The 19,035-nt window shown below is 48.1% G+C and carries 17 protein-coding genes, 1 tRNA gene and 1 pseudogene; 5 read left to right on the forward strand and 14 right to left on the reverse strand.

Features of this window, described 5'->3' with window-relative positions:
- Positions 1 to 38: 38 nt before the first annotated feature.
- Positions 39 to 1,169, reverse strand: a complete 1,131-nt coding sequence (locus IEX60_RS17225) for an ATP-binding protein (protein ID WP_188752644.1) — start codon at positions 1,167 to 1,169, stop codon at positions 39 to 41.
- Between the two features lie 251 nt (positions 1,170 to 1,420).
- Between IEX60_RS17225 and IEX60_RS17230 the strand changes: the two genes are divergently transcribed.
- On the forward strand, positions 1,421 to 1,858 hold the full coding sequence (locus IEX60_RS17230) for an RrF2 family transcriptional regulator (RefSeq protein ID WP_188752645.1): 438 nt from the start codon (positions 1,421 to 1,423) through the stop codon (positions 1,856 to 1,858).
- 13 nt (positions 1,859 to 1,871) lie between these two features.
- On the opposite strand, the gene IEX60_RS17235 is transcribed toward IEX60_RS17230, so the two are convergent.
- Both IEX60_RS17235 and IEX60_RS17240 read right to left on the reverse strand, forming a co-directional pair.
- Positions 1,872 to 2,129 carry a type II toxin-antitoxin system RelE family toxin gene (locus IEX60_RS17235; protein ID WP_188752646.1) on the reverse strand — a complete coding sequence of 86 codons (258 nt, stop codon included), beginning with the start codon at positions 2,127 to 2,129 and terminating at the stop codon, positions 1,872 to 1,874.
- Positions 2,122 to 2,325, reverse strand: a complete 204-nt coding sequence (locus IEX60_RS17240; RefSeq protein WP_188752647.1) for a hypothetical protein — start codon at positions 2,323 to 2,325, stop codon at positions 2,122 to 2,124. The genes IEX60_RS17235 and IEX60_RS17240 overlap by 8 nt, the downstream gene beginning before the upstream one ends.
- A 93-nt stretch (positions 2,326 to 2,418) precedes the next feature.
- Between IEX60_RS17240 and IEX60_RS17245 the strand changes: the two genes are divergently transcribed.
- Positions 2,419 to 3,984 carry an AsmA family protein gene (locus tag IEX60_RS17245; RefSeq protein WP_188752648.1) on the forward strand — a complete coding sequence of 522 codons (1,566 nt, stop codon included), beginning with the start codon at positions 2,419 to 2,421 and terminating at the stop codon, positions 3,982 to 3,984.
- A gap of 105 nt (positions 3,985 to 4,089) precedes the next feature.
- Here the strand turns inward: IEX60_RS17245 and IEX60_RS17250 are convergent, their stop codons facing one another.
- The 4 genes and pseudogenes from IEX60_RS17250 to IEX60_RS17265 form a co-directional block, all read right to left on the reverse strand.
- A complete protein-coding gene (locus IEX60_RS17250; RefSeq protein ID WP_188752649.1) occupies positions 4,090 to 5,163 on the reverse strand; it encodes an Ldh family oxidoreductase in 1,074 nt (357 codons plus the stop codon).
- A 73-nt stretch (positions 5,164 to 5,236) separates the two neighbouring features.
- Positions 5,237 to 7,624 (reverse strand): M1 family metallopeptidase, encoded by a 2,388-nt coding sequence (locus tag IEX60_RS17255; protein ID WP_188752650.1) that lies wholly within the window; start codon positions 7,622 to 7,624, stop codon positions 5,237 to 5,239.
- Complete coding sequence (locus IEX60_RS17260; RefSeq protein WP_229717619.1) at positions 7,624 to 7,986, reverse strand: four helix bundle protein; 363 nt, start codon at positions 7,984 to 7,986, stop codon at positions 7,624 to 7,626. The genes IEX60_RS17255 and IEX60_RS17260 overlap by 1 nt, the downstream gene beginning before the upstream one ends.
- A 74-nt stretch (positions 7,987 to 8,060) precedes the next feature.
- Positions 8,061 to 8,648: pseudogene (locus tag IEX60_RS17265) on the reverse strand (HupE/UreJ family protein); the annotation flags it as partial.
- 72 nt (positions 8,649 to 8,720) lie between these two features.
- Between IEX60_RS17265 and IEX60_RS17270 the strand changes: the two are divergent.
- On the forward strand, positions 8,721 to 9,221 hold the full coding sequence (locus IEX60_RS17270; RefSeq protein WP_188752652.1) for a DUF6702 family protein: 501 nt from the start codon (positions 8,721 to 8,723) through the stop codon (positions 9,219 to 9,221).
- Between the two features lie 21 nt (positions 9,222 to 9,242).
- Here IEX60_RS17270 and IEX60_RS17275 read toward each other — a convergent pair whose 3' ends face one another.
- Both IEX60_RS17275 and IEX60_RS17280 read right to left on the reverse strand, forming a co-directional pair.
- Complete coding sequence (locus IEX60_RS17275; RefSeq protein ID WP_188752667.1) at positions 9,243 to 10,715, reverse strand: sigma 54-interacting transcriptional regulator; 1,473 nt, start codon at positions 10,713 to 10,715, stop codon at positions 9,243 to 9,245.
- Positions 10,716 to 10,966: 251 nt separating this feature from the next.
- Positions 10,967 to 12,064, reverse strand: a complete 1,098-nt coding sequence (locus tag IEX60_RS17280; RefSeq protein WP_188752653.1) for a vWA domain-containing protein — start codon at positions 12,062 to 12,064, stop codon at positions 10,967 to 10,969.
- 187 nt (positions 12,065 to 12,251) lie between these two features.
- Here IEX60_RS17280 and IEX60_RS17285 point away from each other — a divergent pair, with 187 nt between their 5' ends.
- Complete coding sequence (locus tag IEX60_RS17285) at positions 12,252 to 14,024, forward strand: hypothetical protein (protein ID WP_188752654.1); 1,773 nt, start codon at positions 12,252 to 12,254, stop codon at positions 14,022 to 14,024.
- A gap of 27 nt (positions 14,025 to 14,051) precedes the next feature.
- Here the strand turns inward: IEX60_RS17285 and IEX60_RS17290 are convergent, their stop codons facing one another.
- From IEX60_RS17290 to IEX60_RS17310, 5 genes are all read right to left on the reverse strand, one after another.
- Positions 14,052 to 14,804: a peptidylprolyl isomerase gene (locus tag IEX60_RS17290; RefSeq protein ID WP_188752655.1), complete on the reverse strand. Its 753-nt coding sequence runs from the start codon at positions 14,802 to 14,804 to the stop codon at positions 14,052 to 14,054.
- On the reverse strand, positions 14,801 to 15,151 hold the full coding sequence (locus IEX60_RS17295; protein ID WP_188752656.1) for a hypothetical protein: 351 nt from the start codon (positions 15,149 to 15,151) through the stop codon (positions 14,801 to 14,803). Before IEX60_RS17295 ends, IEX60_RS17290 begins: the two co-directional genes overlap by 4 nt.
- A 437-nt stretch (positions 15,152 to 15,588) precedes the next feature.
- Positions 15,589 to 16,023, reverse strand: a complete 435-nt coding sequence (locus IEX60_RS17300) for a low molecular weight protein-tyrosine-phosphatase (protein WP_188752657.1) — start codon at positions 16,021 to 16,023, stop codon at positions 15,589 to 15,591.
- Positions 16,024 to 16,033: 10 nt separating this feature from the next.
- Positions 16,034 to 17,353, reverse strand: coding sequence for a sensor histidine kinase (locus tag IEX60_RS17305; protein ID WP_188752658.1), 1,320 nt, complete (start codon positions 17,351 to 17,353; stop codon positions 16,034 to 16,036).
- Positions 17,354 to 17,355: 2 nt separating this feature from the next.
- Entirely contained in the window at positions 17,356 to 18,708 is a 1,353-nt protein-coding gene (locus tag IEX60_RS17310; RefSeq protein ID WP_188752659.1) for a sigma-54-dependent transcriptional regulator, read from the reverse strand.
- A 199-nt stretch (positions 18,709 to 18,907) separates the two neighbouring features.
- Here IEX60_RS17310 and IEX60_RS17315 point away from each other — a divergent pair.
- Positions 18,908 to 18,985: transfer RNA gene (locus IEX60_RS17315), tRNA-Val, on the forward strand.
- Positions 18,986 to 19,035 lie beyond the last annotated feature (50 nt).

Here is a 19,035-nt window from a genome sequence, read left to right on the forward strand (position 1 = left end):
AAAAGTACTCTTTTTTTGGAAAAGTGCAACGGAGAAATTTAGCTCTCAAGCAAAAACGCCTGGAAGTTTTCGGGAGTTAGGATATGGGCCTCCGTACCCGGGTATGCATCCAGGAATGTTTTGGGAAAGCGGGCTTTGGTGTTGACATTCCATTTGAATTCGTACGCGTTCATTTGGCCGTTTCGTTCCTCGATGTAATCGACTTCCTGCTGTGCGTGTGTCCGCCAAAAGTAGCGGTTGCAATTGATCTCCCGATAAGCCAGGTATTTGACCCGTTCGCTTACAACAAAATTTTCCCAAAGCGCTCCGATGTCCTGCCGCAAGGCAACCGGACTGAATTGATTGATAACCGCATTGCGGAGCCCGTTGTCGTAGAAATAGAATTTCCGGCTTTTTTTCAACTCGTTGCGTAGGTTTCGGCTAAGCGATCCCAGCCGGAAGACGATGAACGACTTTTCAAGCAGATCGACGTATTTCTCGGTCGTCTCATTGTCCAGTCCGGTCAGTTGCCCCAACTCATTAAAGGACACCTCATTGCCCAGCTGAAAAGCCAGCGCCTGAACGAGCCGTTCCATTTTGTCTGGTTTCTGTATGCGTTCCCACGTGAGGATGTCTTTATACAGGTAACTACCGGACAATTGCTTCAGTCGTACTTCTTCCTCGCCCGGATTATTCACGATCTCCGGATAATAGCCGTAAATCAGCCGATGGTTTAAAAGCCGGTTTTCTTCCATAAAACCATGATGGTTCACCATTTCGCCGAACGAAAAGGGATATAGGCGGTATTCCCACTTGCGGCCGGTGAGCGGTTCGTTGATCCGATTTGCCAAATCAAATGCAGAAGACCCGGTTGCAATAACCTTAACGCCCGGAATCTGATCCACGATAAGTTTAATGCACAAACCGATGTTCTCGATGCGCTGGGCTTCGTCGATGACCAGCGTCTTGGCCGCACCGATATACTGCCTGAGCATCGTTGCAGTGGGATTGGCCAACAGTGTACGCACATCTGCGTCATCTCCGCTCCATTCAACAACCTTTTGCTGGAATGCCGGGGCAAGCTGCTTTAATAAGGTACTTTTACCAACCTGCCGGGGCCCCAAAAGAATGATCGCTTTTTCGTCAGCAAGTCGGCCGTGCACAGACTGGGTAATATCTCTATTAATCATGAATTTTGCGATTTCATTCGCAAATATACTATAAATTTTGCGAATGAAATCGCAAAATTTGTTATTTTAGCATCCGTTTCCTCCCGTTTTTTGTGGGGGGCTATCAGGTTCATCTACGGCAGGAGCAGCTCAAAAGAAAAGATGTGTTGATACAAGCGTATTAGCGAAGACGCGGAATCGCAAAGAGGCTGAATTGCGGTTTTGCAAATGGATAGTTAATTCGTACCTTTGTTATTTATTAACAATTCGGAATGTTATCCAAAAAAACCAAATATGCCATCAAAGCACTGATCGTCCTAGGCCGGAATTACGGCAAGGAGCCGATGCAGATCTTACGCATTGCAGAGGAGGAGCGCATTCCAAAGAAATTCCTGGAACAAATTCTGCTGGAAATGCGTAACGCGGGAATCCTGTATAGCAAGAAGGGCGCGGGGGGAGGCTATAGCCTCAACAAAGCACCGGAAGACATCCGCCTTTCCCAGGTGATGCGCCTGATTGATGGTCCCATTGCGCTGTTGCCTTGTGTAAGCCTGAACTTTTACCGGAGCTGCGATGAATGCAAATCGGAAGAGGTTTGCGGGATAAGGGACACGTTTATTGACGTGCGCAATGCAATGCTTCAAATCCTGAATGATACCAGCATAGCCGATATTATCAACAAAGAGGCGCGCTTGGCGTTGGATGTTTGATGAAGGCAGTTAGTTATTCGTAAATATTTTTTCGGTGACCAATTGCAATAACATCAATAATCAATTGACTATCTACAATTTCATAAATAATTCGATAATCACCGCTCCGGATCCGGTAAGCATCCCGTCCTTTTAATTTTTTATAACCAAATGGTCGGGGATTATCTGCTAAGGAAGAAATAGATTGAAGAATTGACGATGCGATTTGGTCAGGAAGTTTATCAAGTTGTTTTTCAGCTTTCTTGGTTAATACAACAGCGTATTTAGGCATGGTTTAGTTTGCGTTTCACTATATATTCTTCAAGCGAAGTCCGAGTACCATTATCAGACTTCTTGACTTCGTCATAAAGCCTTATGTCTTCTAATTCTTCCAATTCTTGGAGTAATTTTTCAAATTCAGCATCGCGCAAAACCACAAGCCTATTACCGGCAGTATCTGTAATATATTGAGGGTTTAATGCGATCATGGTTTCTCGTATGTTAATTCCAATGGAACACAAAGTTACGCATTCAACGTTATAAATCAAACATTTTAAACTCCTCCTGCGTTTTCTTCCGTAATGAGACCCTTTTGGAAGTGGGCGATCGGTATAACCGCGGGCCTAATCGTTATCCTATTTTCAGTCAACTGGTACGTAAACCACCGTGTAAAGCCCAAGTTAGCGGCAAAACTGAAAGAGCGTATCCTTTCCGAGACAGACGGCCAATACCGATTGGCATATGATCGGCTGAGTTTATCCCTGCTTCGCGGGAATATAACGGCAACGGATGTGAGGGTGGAAAGTAAAACTCACCAGGCGCACATAAGCCGGCTGCAGATCAGCGGCGCGGGGTTGCTTAGGCTACTTATCGCTAACCAGTTACATATAAATACGATTGTGCTTGATACACCGTCGGTAACCCTGCTTCTCCATCCGAAAAACGATACTACTACCGTAGATACTGGTTCGAAGCCACTGATGAAAAAACTAAATGAGGCAGTATCCCACATACGGGTGAAACGCTTCGTCCTGCGGGGAGGCCAATTGGAAACGAAGGAAGAAGGCAATGCGGCCCACTTGCAGGTTCAACATATTAACGTAACCGCACGGGATATCCGTATTGATTCGACGTCCTTCCGGGATACTTCCCGTTTATATGGTGCAGGGTCTATCGATATACGGGTACAGAAGTTGGATTACCTCCGGCCGGACAGTCTTTATGTTCTTCATGCCGGACCGCTACATTTCCAAACGGAGGGGCGGGAACTGTTGGTCGACAGCCTGCACTATGGTATTACCGTGAGTAAGGCTGAATTTTATCGCCGGGTACGCCAAGCGAAAGATATAGCGGATATGACGGTGGCGCGCATCCGTTTAACGGGGATCAATGGATCAAGTTGGGTAAAAAGGAAGCTACTGGCAGCAGAAGCCCTACACATCGACAGCGGGAGTATAACGATCTATAAGGACAAAACACAACCCAATCCGCCGGAAAATAAAATCGGTAAATCTCCGCATCAGCAATTGCTACGCCTGAAACAGCCCCTGTCCATCGACTCAATCCTATTCAGCGCAATGGATGTCCGCTTTACCGAGGTAAGCGATCAAACCGGAAAAGCGGGAACCGTAACCTTTGAACAAACCAGCGGCATCTTCCGGAACGTAACCAACGATTCTTCTGTTTTGACCCAGGACCGGTACATGCGGCTGCATGCGCGCTCACGCGTAATGGGCACTGGCAATTTATCGGTGGATTTTCGTTTCGATTTGTTGGATAGTTTGGGAGCACATACCTATACCGCAAAACTGGCTGCTATGGATGGAACTGCTTTTAACCGCATGATTACACCACATCTTAATGTGGAAGTCGAAAGTGCCGCGATAAAGGGATTACGTTTTGAAATGGAGGCCAATGACCTTCGAACAAAAGGTACCTTGCAACTGGACTACGACAAGCTGAAGGTAAAGTTCCCTGTTCTTTCATTTTTCGCCAACCGGTTTTTACTCCACGATAGTAATCCGGATGCCAATGGTGTACGCCATACAGGGAACGTGTACATAGACCGACCCCTGGACTTTTCGTTTTTTAAGATGATTTGGCGTAGTATACGTGAAGGAACGATGGGGGTAGTGAGTGGTCGGTGATGGGTGGTCAGTGATGGGTGGTGGGTGGTCAGTGGTCAGTGATGGGTGGTCAGTGATGGGTGGTCGGTGATGGGTGGTCAGTGATGGGTGGCCGGTGGTCAGGATTCAGGGGGGTGTGATTCCAAATTTAGCAGCTAATGCATTTAAATCCTGCCATACTGCCTCAACCAAGGGAATCCCATTTTTCCGGCGATCCAGTGCAGCCTCGTATTCCGGCTCTCCAGGGATGATGACGGGCTGTTCATTGTCCACGCGTTTGGCTTGTTTGAAGCGTGTAATCCACTGATCCATGTTGGCCTTGAACTCAGCTACAGGACGGAATCCATCCACGCGCATGGCACCGACGAAATGACCAATCCCCTGGCCGGGTTGGTCGGCTACCGGTTGGAGATAAGCCACAAAAGGGGGTACCCATGGCCCATAATTGGCACCGGACAATACGCCGGAAAGGATGTCGACAATGGCGGAAAGGCCAAAGCCTTTGTGGCTGCCGTGGTCGCGGTCGCTTCCCAAAGGGAGCAGGGTCCCGCCCTGTTTAACGGCGGTTGCATCGGTGGTAGGCTGGCCTTCTGCATCAAGCACCCACCCTTCAGGAATCGGTTTACCGGCACGTTCAGCGACCTCCAGCTTGCCATTGGCAGCGGCAGAAGTAGCCATATCGACCACTACCGGTGGGTAGCTGCCCGCGGGAAATGCATAACAAATCGGATTGGTACCCAACAGCCGTTCGGATGAAAAGGTGGGGGCAACCAACGGACTGGCATTCGTGAGCGCATAGCCGATCATTTCCTGCTCAACGGCTCTGAGCGCATGGTAGCCGGCAATACCGAAGTGATTGGAGTTGCGGATGGATACCCAACCGGACCCGTATTGCCGTGCTTTCTCGATGGCAAGATTCATCGCAAAAGGTGCAGTGACAAGCCCCAGGCCACGATCGCCATCAACCGTGGCGGTTGTCGGAGTTTCGTGCACTATGCGGATATGAGGAGCGGGATTGAGCCGGCCACCTTCCCATAGCCGTACGTAACCGCTGAGCCGGGCAACACCGTGTGAGTCAATACCACGCAGGTCAGCCGCCAGTAATACATCTGCCGCCAGCTCGGCATCTGCCTCGGGGCAGCCCATGGCCTTGAATACGTTAACTGTAAAATCCCTCAGTTTTTGTTCCGAAATTTTCAATTCTTCTTTCTGCTTATATCGACCCAACCGACCACCCTTCACCGATCACTGACCACCGATCACTCACAACCAATCACCCACCACCTCTCGCCCGCTGCATGGGATTAGGTCCTGTGGACTCGCCGCGTGCTGGTCCCTGTTGCTGCTTGAACAGCTCGAACCGCGTGGGCGCATGCTGGCGTGGCCAAGCGTTGTTGTCTTCGTCAATGTCACCGGTTTCCCGCAAGGGGTCTACCAGCACGGCGGTCACCTCTTTGGTTTTTGCAAATACTTTGGTTACCTCGTTTTCGTTTTTGCGCCAGATGTAGGCGGGAATGCGTTCAATTTCGGTAGTCCCATCGGCAAAGGTCCACTGTAAAATAATCGGCATCACCAACCCGCCTTTGTTGGAAAATTTCAATTGATAAAAGTGATAGGTACCGTCATACAGGGCTTTCTCTTCGGGCGATAGCGATTGGTAGTATTGTCCAAAGGCTTTTTGGTTCTCTCCGTCGATTTCAAAACGATCCCACTTGTTGTAAAAATCCTGTAAGTTGGTATCGGCCTCCACAGCAAAATTTACCCCTTCCTCTATATTGCGCTGGCGTGTTACCGTATTCAGATCTTTCTCGTAGGCTTGTCTCTCAGTAGTCTGTGCGTCCTGTAGGTTTCCCAGGGGTTGGAAGTGCTGTACATCGTCAAGGGAAATATCCACTGGGTCGATACCGAAAAACCAACCCCGCCAGAACCAGTCAAGATCTACTGCAGAGGCATCTTCCATGGTCCGGAAGAAATCGGCCGGAGTGGGGTGCTTAAAGGCCCACCGCCGTGCATATTCTTTAAAGGCGTAGTCAAACAGCTCCCGGCCCATCACCGTTTCCCGCAGGATATTGAGTGCCGTTGCGGGTTTTGCGTAGGCATTGGGACCAAACTGCACAATGTTTTCGGAGTTGGTCATGATGGGCTCCAGCTGGTCTTTGGGCAGCTTCATGTAATCCACAATCTTATGTGCCGGCCCCCGCCGCGAGGGGTAATCTTTATCCCATTCCTGCTCAGCCAGAAACTGGCAGAAGGTATTGAGCCCTTCATCCATCCAAGTCCACTGCCGCTCATCAGAGTTGACGATCATGGGAAAAAAATTGTGCCCTACTTCGTGGATAATCACGCTGATCATGCCGTATTTGGTTGCTTCGGAATAAGTCCCGTCTTTATCGGCCCGCCCGTAGTTGAAGCAGATCATGGGGTATTCCATGCCGTTGGAAGCTTCTACCGAAATCGCGACCGGATAAGGGTAGGGCAGGGTATGCTTGGAGTATACCTTGAGGGTATGCGCCACCACTTTAGTGGAATAGGGGCGGTATAGCGGATACGCTTCGGGGCCATAGTACGACATGGCCATGGGCGTATGGCCTTCGATGCCTTCTTTGACACGCATCGCATCCCAAACCAGGCGGCGGGAAGTAACAAAAGCGAAATCGCGCACATTCTTGGCTTCATATATCCAGGTCTTTTTGCCGGTAGCCTTGCCTTTCATCGCCTGGCGGGCTTCATCGAGCGTCACCACCTCAACAGGCTCGTCAGCCTGCTGTGCTTGTTTCCACCGATCCAATTGAGCGGCCGTGAGTACATTGGCATAGTTACGGCACTCGCCCGTGGCACCTACTATGTGGTCTGCCGGAACGGTGATGTTTACCTTGAAATCCCCAAACACCAAGGCGAATTCGCCCCGGCCTGTGAACTGTTTGTTTTGCCACCCCTGAAAATCCGAGTAGACCGCCATACGCGGGTACCATTGCGTAATGGTGTATAGGTAGTTGCCATCTTCGGCAAAGTATTCATAGCCGCCACGGCCACCTTCCACCATGCGGTCGCTGATGTTGTATTGCCACTCAATCTGAAGCACAAATTTGGCTCCGGGTTTCAATACGGCAGGAAGCTCCACCCGCATCATGGTGTGGTTGATTGTATAGGTAAGGGGCTTTCCGGCTCCATCCGCGACTTTCTGTATCTTGACACCCAAATCGTTGTCGCCGCCGATAAGGCTTTGCAACTGGTTGGTGGTCATCTGCTCACTGAGCGAGCTTTCGTCGAATTTCTTGTTTTCCGCGTCGGCTTTGTGTTCATTTTCGTCCAACTGGATCCAAAGGTAGGAAAGCGGGTCGGGCGAATTATTGGTGTAGGTGATGGTTTCCGATCCGATAACCCGCTGGTTTTGGTCGTCTACCTCTACGTCAATGACGTAGTCGGCCTTCTGCTGCCAATACTGGTGCCCGGGTGCTCCCGAAGCTGTACGGTATACATTCGGATCGCTCAGCAACGTGCCTAACTGCTCGAATTTGTTGCCGTGGTTGGAACCGGGGTTATTTTGGTGTTGGGCATGGACGAACGGTATTGAGAGTATGGTAATGCAGATGAATGTGATTATTAGTGGTCGGTGGTCGGGGGTCAGTGACCGGGGATCGATAATTTGCTGCGTATCCATCACTTAAGTCTTTGCTTTAAGGTATTAATCAAACTATATAGCTGTTTCCTTACAAGTGTTATATCTATGTTAAATTTTTCTGTATCAACCACATAACTCAATCGTTTTGCGATTTCTAACTGCGTATCCAATTCACCGAGAGAGCCCAGTGCAATATATAAAAATTGAAGATATTCACGTGTGTTTTTGCGCATAAATCCTTCCGCGATATTTGAAGGTACAGAGACAGAAGCCCTTCTGATCTGAGATGTTAGGCCGTATATCTCTTCTTTCGGAAACAAAAGCGTAGTTTCATAGGTATATTCGACTAAACTCATCGAATTCTTCCAAACGTCAAGATCCCTATAGGTTAATATCATCATCTGTTAATTTAACAATCACCGTCCACTCACCACCGTTCACCCATCACCGTTCACCCATCACCGTTCACCCATCACTAAACCCGCTCCAACGCCATTACCAGTGCAATACCAAAAACTGCGGCCGACAGAAAAAATGTCCAGTCGCGCTTGGAAACGGAAAAAATGGTGGTAGCGATGAAGGATAAGATCAACACGATAAAAACGACGACCAGTTGCCCCAGTTCCAAGCCAATGTTAAAGGCAAACAGCGGCCCGGTGATGCTGCTTTCTTTGCCGAGCAGCGAACGCAGGTAATTGGAAAATCCCAGTCCGTGGATGAGTCCGAAAAACAATGCATAACCGTACGTAAGCCAGTCGGTATTCGTCTTCCGTCTTCTTCTGCTACGCCTGGCGGCAATGTTGCTGAAAGCCGTCACGACAATGGTGATCGGAATCAGAAATTCAATCAACGCGGTATCCACCCGGATCAGGTTGAATACACTTAATGCCAATGTCAGGGAATGGCCGATGGTGAATGCGGTAACCAGCACGATGACTTTCCGCCAATCGGCAACGAAATAAGTACAGCAAAGGGCAATGACAAAAAGAATGTGGTCATAACCTGCTAAGTCCAGAATATGCTGTAAGCCCAACTCGAAATACAATCCGAAATCCTGCATATCACCTGTTTGGTTGTACGATTCATCACAATATTACGTTAATTTGCAACGAAAACACAATCAAAGGTCAAAAATATGAGTAACCTCTTTCTTCAGGTTTTGTGGTTGATGTTGCATCCCTTTTACGTAAGTATCACTGCAGTTGACTACAATAAGGAGGCCCAGCGTATGGAAATCAGTTGCCGGATTTTTTACGATGACCTGGAAACGGCGCTCAAAGCAGGGGGAGGTGGCTCAACGATTGATCTCATAAATCCGGTAAACCGGGGTCAAACGGATAGTTTGATCGCACGCTATCTGCGAAATCACCTCAGTCTTTCGGTAGATGGCAAACCACAAGCATTGCGGTACCTCGGATACGAAATCGAGGACGACGTGGCCTGGTGTTACCTCGAATCGGGGGAGATTACCGCTGTGCAACGCATTGTCATAGACAACTGCTTACTGCTTGACCAATTTGCCAGGCAAAGTAATATTTTGCACGTGACGGCCTATGGCAGGCGGAAGAGTACGAAACTGGACAATCCGGAGCACCGTGCCGTTTTTGAGTGGGGGTCGGGGATCGGGGGTCAGTGATCGGGGGCCGGGGGTCGGCCTCTACTCAAAATCTTCTTCAGAAAAATCTCCGTCGAAAAGGCTGCCCAGCATGTCTGTAAATCCAATGCCGCCCTGGAGGTAATTTTTGCTAAGCTGCGAATATTCCGCCAGTCCATGCAGCACAAATTCCATCAGCAGCAGTTGTTGACTTTCGACCAGCTTGGGATGTAACTTTTTAACCAATGCATGTAAGCCAGGGACCTCCATAAGTGTCTTTTTGTATTGGCTGTCTGACAGGGCATCGGTAAGTGACACTTCGTTTCCAAGCGTAAACCAGTCCACAATGGAAGCGTAAGGATTTTCATTCTTCGCCTTTTTGGCTTTCTCTGGATGCGGGAAATATTGGGTAAACAGGGTTTTGATAGCACCGCCGATCAGCCGGTGTGCCACATGAACAGGGCCTTCTAGTTCACCCTCATACACCAGCTCAATTTTGCCGGTGATGGCAGGGATAATACCCGAAAAATCAGCCAACCTAGCTACCGTTTTCTTCTGCCCGGAAATCAGCAGCCTACGCTCGGCCGCACTGACTAGATTTTCATAAGCAGAGATGGTGAGGCGCGCTGATACTCCTGATTTTTGATCGATAAATTCACTTTGCCGGGCTTCAAAGGCAACCTGCTCCACTAAATCCTTCAGCAAGCCATCGACCTCAATGGCCGCATGTTGTTCCGGAGTGATGCGAGCTTCCTGGAAAGTAATCTTCCGGGAGATATCGATGCGCTTGGGATAGTGAGTGAGGATCTGACTTTCAATGCGGTCTTTGAGCGGGGTCACGATGGAGCCGCGGTTGGTATAGTCTTCGGGGTTGGCCGTAAATACAAACTGGATATCGAGGGGCAGGCGAAGTTTGAATCCGCGGATCTGGATGTCTTTTTCCTGCAGCATGTTGAACAGCGCAACCTGTATGCGGGCCTGCAGATCGGGAAGCTCGTTGATCACGAAGATACCACGGTGCGCTCGGGGGATCAGTCCAAAGTGGATGACACGTTCATCGTTGTAGGTCAGCTTCAGCGTAGCTGCCTTGATGGGATCCACGTCGCCCACCAAGTCGGCCACTGTAACATCGGGGGTAGCCAGTTTCTCGGTATAACGCTCCGAACGGTGTAGCCATGCAATGGGTGTGTCGTCTCCGTGAATTTGAATTTCATGGCGGGCATACCACGAAATGGGATCCAGCGGGTCGTCAAACAGTTCACTGCCCGCTATGTAGGGTACGTATTCATCCAACAAGTAAACCATAAGCCGGGCGATACGGGTTTTTGCCTGACCACGCAGCCCCAGCAGCAAGATGTTATGCCGGGAGAGAATGGCGGTCTGCAATTCGGGAATAACGGTTTCATCGTACCCTACAATGCCCTGAAAACCGGCTTTGTTTTCCTGCAACTGCTTGATGAGGTTGGCCCTGAGTTCCTCTTTTACGGTTCGGTGTTGATATCCTGATTTCTTGAGTTCGCCTAAGGTAGACGGCAATGGGTGGTCGGGGATCGGTGACCGGTGGTCGGGGATCGGTGACCGGGGATTGGGGGACGGGGATCGGAGATCGGTGTTCTTTTTTGAATTTGATTCCAAAATTATTTCAATTTAATGTTAACAACTTGAAAAATGCATTTCAACATTTTTTATCTATATTATTTTTTGCACGCTCCACCCATCACTGACCACTCACCACCCATCCCCCATCACTGATCACTGATCACTCACTACTAACCTCCGGTCACCAATCAACGCACCGTTTTCCGCCGGTTGCGGATGTAGTCTTCAAAGATGTATTCGCCGAGTCCTTGAAGGGAGCTGTAAAATGCTTTGCCTCCGTTAGTTTCCGTAAACTGACGAACAAATTGCTGCAGATAAGGATCACGGGCAATCATGAACGTGGTGATCGGGATATTGAGACGTTTGCATTGTGCGGCCATGTTGAGCGTTTTGTTGACCACTTTCCGATCCAGTCCGACGCTATTTTTATAGTAGCGCCCATTTTCCTTTAGGCAAGTTGGCTTGCCATCTGTAATCATGAAGATCTGTTTGTTGTGCGTCTTGCGCCGGCGCAAGAGATCGGTAGCCAGTTCCAAACCTGCCAGTGTGTTCGTATGGTAGGGCCCTACCTGCAGATAGGGTAGGTCTTTTAGAGTAATAGGCCACGCATCGTTGCCAAATACCACGATATCCAATGTATCCTTCGGGTAGCGCGTACGGATCAGCTCTGCTAATGCCATGGCAACTTTTTTCGCGGGAGTGATTCGGTCTTCGCCGTAGAGAATCATGCTGTGGGAAATGTCGATCATCAGCACGGTGGATGTCAATGTCTTGTAGTCACGCTCTTCCACTTCCAGATCCCGTTCGGTGAGCATAAAGTTGCCAATTCCGTGGTTTATCTGCGCATTGTGGATGGATGTGGTCATGTCAATCTGATCCAGGCTGTCACCATACTGGTATTCCCGGCGATCTGCATTTTTTTCTTCGCCCAAACCCGATAGATTGCTATTGTGGTTGCCCCGTCCGCTTTTTCGGAGTTTTCCGAAAATTTCCTCCAGGGCGGATTGACGGATCGTCTGTTCGCTTTTTGCCGTAATACGGAATTCGCCCGAACCGGGATCATCGCTGAGGTATCCTTTGTCTTTAAGTTCCTGTATGAAATCACCGATCCCGTAATCGTCGTTCGTCAGGTTGTATTGTTTATCCAACTCATTGAGCCAGGCCAAAGCCTCTCCGGCATCCCCTGCGGTGTATTGCAGCAGTTGCATGAAAAGTTTCAGCAGCTCGTCAAAGCCTCCTTTGGGCAATGTGCTGGGCGTATAGCGTGAAAAATGATAACCGTGCATATTATTTCTGTCTAAGTTAGCTGTTTTTTTGCGACCGTGCCAACCACCGATTGTTTTTTTACATTGTAGCGATTTGTCCACAAATCTGTATTTTTACGAAAACATTGATAACCAATTATTGTTTCTCCGTGGATATTTGGTCAGGTGTATAAAAAAAGATTATTGTAACAAGCATTACTTTTAGTTTATGAAACCGATTTGGAAATGGGTTATCGGCATCATTGTAGGTTTGCTGGTGATCGTAGTAGTAGGTGCCTGGTATCTGAGCCGCCATTGGAAGCCGATATTGGATGCCCAGATCAAGGAAGCCGTTATCCGGTCTACAGACAGCCTCTACCTGATTGCATACGACGATCTGAACTTCAACCTGATCACTGGTAATGCTTCCATCTCAAGTCTGCGGCTAATGGTAGACAGCACGCGGTATGCTGAATTGGAGCGACAGCAACAGGCACCGGATAATGCGTACAACATCCGTATTGAAAACCTGCGGATCCGGAGTTTTCACCCACGGCGGATTCTGACTGACCGTAGATTACAGATTGATGACATCATCATCGATACACCCAGTATCCATATCGTGAATAGATACCATGCATATAACGACACAATTGTGACGAAGCGGGATACGCAAACACTTTATCAGCGCATATCGGGTATCCTCCAGGAAGTAAGTGTCGGGAATCTACATTTCAACGATATTCACTTCAAATTTTCGAAGAAAACAGACAGTGCAACCAACGAAACCGTACTAAACAACCTGAATGTAAAAGTGAGTGATATTTTGATTGATTCGGTCTCTCAGTTTGATACCACCCGGTTCTTTCACACGCGCGCTATCGACGTAGATGTGCCCGGATTCCGATATGAAACGCCTGATAGCTTTTATTACGTAAGTTTTGATCGACTACAGATCGCAACGTTATACAAACAGGTAACACTCACGGGATTAAAATATGCCCCACGGATGAGCAAAGACGAGTTTTACAAGCGGAAAAAGATGGCTAAAGACATGGCCGTGATTTCGTTTCCCTCCATACGCTTGGGGGGTATAGACCTACAGCGTTTTGTGAATAACCAGCAGCTATACGCAAGCAGTCTTCACATCGACAGTGGCACGGTAGCTATCTCCAACGACCTGCGTTACCCAAAACACCCCACCAACAAGATTGGTAAATCACCTCATCAGCTACTGCTGAAAATGAAGCAGCCCCTTAAAATCGACTCGGTTGTGCTGAATAACATAGACATCAGTTATGCTGAAGTGGGACGCAAATATCAAAAGGAGGGAAAAATCACATTTAACCGAACGAGTGGCGTGTTTCATAACGTGACCAATGATTCACTCGCACTGCTCCAAAATAAAACGATGGGGGCCGACCTGACAACCTACCTAATGGATATCGGCAAATTGAACGTTGCATTTGCTTTTGACATGTTGGACAAAAAAGGAGCGTATACCTATAAAGGGTTGCTTGGCCCCATGAATGGGAAACCACTCAATCGGATTTTGACGCCACTTTTGAATGCAGAGGTAGCCAACGCCAATATAAAGCGGGTGAGCTTTGACGTGTCTGCGGATGACCACCGATCAAGGGGATCGCTCCGTTTTGATTATGACAATATGCGGCTCAACTTGCTGACAATAGACGATCAGGGTAAAAAGGGATCCATGAAAGTAGCTTCTTTTTTGGCAAATAGTTTTATCATCAACGACAGCAACCCGGATGCAAACGGCAAGTATCACACCGGAAGGATCAACTATACGCGGCCCCATACCTATTCATTTTTTAAAACGCTTTGGCAGAGCTTGCTTCAGGGGATCAAAGAATGTGCAGGTATCAGCCCTGAAAGGGAGCGAAAAATTATGAATGCGGCCGAGGAGGCGAAAAAAGCAAGCGAAAAAACAGGTGGCTTCTTTAAACGTGTTTTCGGAAAAAAAGATAAAGGTGGTGGGTGATCTGGGGTCGGTGATGGGGTGATCGGATCAGTATTTGGGTTTAAAAAGATCTAAAAATTTAATGAATATACCACTTTTGGGAGGTAATCCGGCTTGTTCACGTTCAAAGTTTATGGCTTCCCGACGGGTGAGCGGAATCATATCCATGCGTTGGTCCTGCAAGGGGCGGTCGTAACGGTCAGTTTCCACGCTTGCGATGCGATCAACCACATCGATGCCGGAAATAACTTCTCCAAATACGGTGTAGTTTTGATCGAGATGAGGCGTACCACCCAACGTTTTATATACTTGGCGCTGATAAGCCGGGATTTTACGGCCACCTAACCGCAATTGCTCCAAACTATCAAGGCCCGCATCGGTAAATGTCCTTCCCTGCACAATATAGAATTGGGAGCCGCTGGAGGCTTTTTCAGGATTCTCATCACGCGCTGCAGCGATTACTCCCTTTTTATGAAAGAGGCTGTCTTTAAATTCCGCAGGAATGGTATAACCCGGACCTCCTTCGCCGAGGTGTTGGCGCTCCGCAGCATAACGGGAATCGGGATCGCCACCCTGGATCATAAAATTGTGGATAACACGGTGGAATAGCAGGTCCTTGTAATACCCCTGGCGTACCAGCTTCATAAAGTTGTTACGATGGAGCGGTGTTTCGTTATATAGTTTCAGCAGGCATTCGCCCTGTGTGGTGACCAGCCGGACATACTTATGGGGTGGGACGGCAGCTTGGGATGAAAAAATATGGAAGAGAAGGAGTATTAATACTGAAAGGATTCGTTTCATGCTAAGTTTCCGATTTCTTCGAAATAATCGACGATGAGTGATTTGATGACCATCTCCTGTTCCAGAAGTGTATAGTTGGGTATCGGTTTGACAAGCCGCCAATGAGGCCAGCCATCCTGGTCCAACCCCTCCAGTTCATAAAAACCCATGGCACTGAACAGCCGACAGGTGGCAATATGCATCAGCTCTTCCTTTTGCCTTTTGGTAAACTTCATCGGGCCCTTGCCTAACTCCTGTACTCCGATCAGGAATAGCATGATTTTGATATCTGGCTTTTCCATCTCAAACCGCTTTGCAGTATCTGACTGCAACTCGGCCCACTTCCGATTGATTAACGATGCGTTCACCGAACAAACTTAGGCAAATTGCAGGTAAAAACCTACAGGTTTTTGGTGAATGGTGGTCCGTGGTGGGTGGTCAGCAAGGCAACAGTTTGTGGAATTTGTTCCACACATTGTGTGAAAAAACGGACAGCTACTAAAATTCGCTCCTCACACCCTTGCGGATTGAAAGAACGTCTGCATTATTAATCTTATTGATTTCCAAACCTGTCGCCATGACTTATGGAAATAATCGCCGTCCGTCAGACATGTGCAGATTGTTGGCACAGTATTGTTTATGTCACTAGCGTTATTTGGAACTCCAAGATTTTAACAAAATAACATTCCCCTCCCCGGGGTATGTTGAAGAAAACGGTAAATTACTTAGTATAGTATGAACTGTTTGTTTTAGTATCTGGAAAGGCGTCGCTTCGGTGGCGCTTTTTTTATTTTGACAAGGAACTTTATTTCAAGCGCTCGATCAACTCATTGCACCGCTGCTGCACAAGTTGATAAACGGGCTCAAATAGCTGGTTATCGTAATAGGGATCGGGAACTTCACTGTCTTCAAGGAACAGTTGTATGCGCGCGCGTTGCTCAGTTGTTTTGGTCCGCGCCATCAAACTGCGGAGATTCTCGCGATCCATGGCTAGGATATGGTCAAATGCATCGAGATGACTAGGATGAAACTGCTGTGCCCGTTGCCCGCTGATATCGATCCCGTATCGCTTGGCGACCGCAATCGCACGGTGATCCGGCGGATTGCCTACATGCCATCCGCCGATGCCCGCAGAGTCTACGGTCCAGTTAAGTCCGTTGCGTTGAACCAAGTGTTGTAACACACCATGCGCCAGCGGTGAACGGCATATATTGCCGAGACATACCATTAATATCTTCATGTATCAATGATTAAAACTGTAATGTAAACACGCTGCCTTTCCCTTCCTCACTTTGAACCAAGATGTTACCGCCATGCAGCAACATAATTTGCTTACTTAGGGTAAGACCTACGCCGCTGCCTGTTTTACGTGTAGTAAAGAACGGGATAAAAATGCTTTCGAGCAAATCAGGCGGTATGCCTTTCCCGTTATCGCTTACTTTGATTTGCGGCTTACCGTCATTCGCAGAGGCAGAAAGCGATATATAGGGGTTTGATACCTCCTTAACCGCTTCCATTGCATTGAGTAACAGATTGATGAGCACCTGCTCAATCAGATTTATATCCAGTTCCAATTGCAGCTGTGTATCTTTCAGAATGATATCCAACTCGATGTTTTTCTGGAGGAGCGAAGGCTCCATGAGCTGGTATAGGTTTTCAAACAACTCGGATGCGTACACCCTGCTGAGGTTAGGCCGTTCGATCTTATTCAACGAACGGTAGGTACCTGCAAACTTCAGCAGTCCTTCGCTTCGCCGTTTAATGGTTTCGGTACCCAGCCGGATGTCATCTAGGTCTTCGTTATTGGGTAAGTTGTCCAACCGGCTTTTTAAGGTATCCGCCAGCGACGATATGGGTGCAATGGAATTCATGATTTCATGTGTGAGCACACTCAACAATTTCTGCCAGGCTTTGGATTCGGTTTCGTCTATGGCTTCGTTCACATTCTGATAAACAAGCAGTTGGAACTTTCCCTCGGGTGTTTGAAATTGGCTCGCCGTGAGCAGCAACTTGATATTTCCACGTGCAGCCTGCACACTGAGTAGGGTCTGTTCGCCCGGGACCAATTGCAGGGTTTTGTGATAAAGGTCTTCGTTCCGCCGTTGAAGGGCCTCAAATTTATGCAGATAAGGGATGCCAAACAGTTTTTTGAACGCCTCATTCATCCAGACGACCTCTTGTGTATCGATATTATAGGATAATATGGCGGTATCGACAATTTCCAGGATTTGCTGTAGGTATTGGTATTGAGTTTCTCGTTCGCTGCTGATTTTTTTAAAGACTCCGTTTATTTCATTAAAGGCGCTTCGCAGCGGAAGCAATTCTGATCTGGCATGGCTAAGTGGGAAATGTCGTGTAAAATCGCGGTACCGTGCTGCTTCGGCAAACTCTTCCAGTTCCCTGTAGGCCCGCAATTGTGACCGGAAATTAAGTGTGAGCATCCAGATACAAAAAGGGCCCAGCAACAGTGCATATAGATATTGCTCTTTGAATAGCAAGTAAGCGAGCCCCGTCAACGCCGTCAAAAGCAGCACCGCCCGGAAAAAAATCAACCGCCGGAATCGCCGCATTATTAAAGATCGTATTTACTCAGCCGCCGGTAAAGAGCCGTCCGCGTAATTCCGAGTTCCTTGGCTGCCTTGCTGATGTTTCCTCCATGCTTTTCCACCACATTGGCGATGGTGATGCGTTCAAGTTCTCCGAGGTTATGTTCTTCAGGCGTTTGCCGCTGTGCGGAGCCGTTCTGAGGTGTTTGCTCGATGGCCGAGAAAATGACATCATCAGCACCAAGAATTTCTCCGTCAGCCATGATGACGGCACGCTCAATACTGTATTGAAGCTCCCGGACATTGCCTGGATAATGATATTTAAGGAGTTTCTGCGCGGCGCTTTTGTCAAAATCCGTTATGGATTTCCGGTATTTCTCCGCATATTTTTGAAGGAAATAATGGGCAATTCGAAGAATGTCATCCCCCCGTTCGCGAAGCGGCGGCACTTGCAAATCGACCGTATTAATGCGGTAAATAAGATCTTTGCGAAAACGGCTTTCATTCGCTAAATCCGCCAAAGGAACGTTGGTTGCACAGACCAATCGGATATCGATGGGAATAGGCGTATTACTTCCTAGCGGAATAACCTGCCGGTTTTGAAGCACACTGAGCAGCTTAGCTTGCTGCTGAAGGGAAATGTTGCCTATTTCGTCGAGGAACAATGTCCCGCCGTTAGCAGCTTCGAAGCGACCCACGCGATCTTCCCGGGCATCGGTGAATGCTCCTTTTTTATGGCCGAACAGTTCGCTTTCAAATAAACTTTCTGTCAACGCGCCTACATCGACTTTGATAAAAGGTTTAGCCGCTCGTGTCGATTGCCTGTGGATAGCGGTTGCGATGAGGTCTTTGCCGGTTCCATTTTCTCCCAGTATAAGAATGTTGGCATCAGTAGGGGCTATTTTATTGATCTTATAAAGCAGGTCTTGCATAACCTCCGATTCACCAATAAATTCCGAATCGTTACCCACTGCGGGTTCGGGGGCTTTCTTACGGTCCTTTTTAGACAGTAATCCCCTGATTACGGTGATCAATTGTTCATTTTGCCAGGGCTTCACCACAAAATCAGCAGCTCCCTGTTTGAGCGATGTCACCGCTAGGTCAATCGCACCGTAAGCAGTGATCATGACGACAGGCAAGTCGGGTTTCAGGCTTTTTATGCGGCCGAGCCAATATAACCCTTCGTTTCCCGTGTTGATGGTACTTTTGAAATTCATATCCAGCAACACCAAATCGGGTGTTTCTCTTGCAAGTATAGATGGAATCTGCTCAGGATTGTGTTCTGTAATAACTTTGCTTACTTGTTGTTTAAGTAATAGCCGTACCGCAGTTAGCACATCCGGGTCGTCGTCTACGACTAATATGCGTGAATTTTTCATCAGTTACCTACTATCCAATCAAAACGTAAAACTACAACTATAAGTTTGGCTCACAAAAAAATGAAAAAATAATTTTGAATATCGGCTAACAGCGCTATATTTGCATTCCCAAAACGAAGGGAGCTTAGCTCAGCTGGTTCAGAGCATCCCGACCAACAAGTCGGGAGGGTCACTGAAACGAAGGAGCAAAAAATAAAATGGGAGCTTAGCTCAGCTGGTTCAGAGCATCTGCCTTACAAGCAGGGGGTCACTGGTTCGAACCCAGTAGCTCCCACCAACACCCGCCAATGGCGGGTGTTCTTTTTTCCTGAAACCTATGCATTACCT

The sequence above is a fragment of the Parapedobacter defluvii genome (assembly GCF_014642075.1).
GTDB classification, from domain to species: domain Bacteria; phylum Bacteroidota; class Bacteroidia; order Sphingobacteriales; family Sphingobacteriaceae; genus Parapedobacter; species Parapedobacter defluvii.

Bases quoted from the DNA above. Each gene is read 5' to 3' on its own strand.
- IEX60_RS17280 (WP_188752653.1), bottom strand. From the start codon at position 12,064: ATGCACGGTTATCATTTTTCACGCTATACGCCCAGCACATTGCCCAAA.
- IEX60_RS17285 (WP_188752654.1), top strand. From the start codon at position 12,252: ATGAAACCGATTTGGAAATGGGTTATCGGCATCATTGTAGGTTTGCTG.
- IEX60_RS17310 (WP_188752659.1), bottom strand. From the start codon at position 18,708: ATGAAAAATTCACGCATATTAGTCGTAGACGACGACCCGGATGTGCTA.
- IEX60_RS17255 (WP_188752650.1), bottom strand. From the start codon at position 7,624: ATGGATACGCAGCAAATTATCGATCCCCGGTCACTGACCCCCGACCAC.
- IEX60_RS17245 (WP_188752648.1), top strand. From the start codon at position 2,419: ATGAGACCCTTTTGGAAGTGGGCGATCGGTATAACCGCGGGCCTAATC.
- IEX60_RS17230 (WP_188752645.1), top strand. From the start codon at position 1,421: ATGTTATCCAAAAAAACCAAATATGCCATCAAAGCACTGATCGTCCTA.
- IEX60_RS17305 (WP_188752658.1), bottom strand. From the start codon at position 17,353: ATGCGGCGATTCCGGCGGTTGATTTTTTTCCGGGCGGTGCTGCTTTTG.
- IEX60_RS17240 (WP_188752647.1), bottom strand. From the start codon at position 2,325: ATGATCGCATTAAACCCTCAATATATTACAGATACTGCCGGTAATAGG.
- IEX60_RS17260 (WP_229717619.1), bottom strand. From the start codon at position 7,986: ATGATGATATTAACCTATAGGGATCTTGACGTTTGGAAGAATTCGATG.
- IEX60_RS17270 (WP_188752652.1), top strand. From the start codon at position 8,721: ATGAGTAACCTCTTTCTTCAGGTTTTGTGGTTGATGTTGCATCCCTTT.
- IEX60_RS17300 (WP_188752657.1), bottom strand. From the start codon at position 16,023: ATGAAGATATTAATGGTATGTCTCGGCAATATATGCCGTTCACCGCTG.
- IEX60_RS17235 (WP_188752646.1), bottom strand. From the start codon at position 2,129: ATGCCTAAATACGCTGTTGTATTAACCAAGAAAGCTGAAAAACAACTT.
- IEX60_RS17225 (WP_188752644.1), bottom strand. From the start codon at position 1,169: ATGATTAATAGAGATATTACCCAGTCTGTGCACGGCCGACTTGCTGAC.
- IEX60_RS17290 (WP_188752655.1), bottom strand. From the start codon at position 14,804: ATGAAACGAATCCTTTCAGTATTAATACTCCTTCTCTTCCATATTTTT.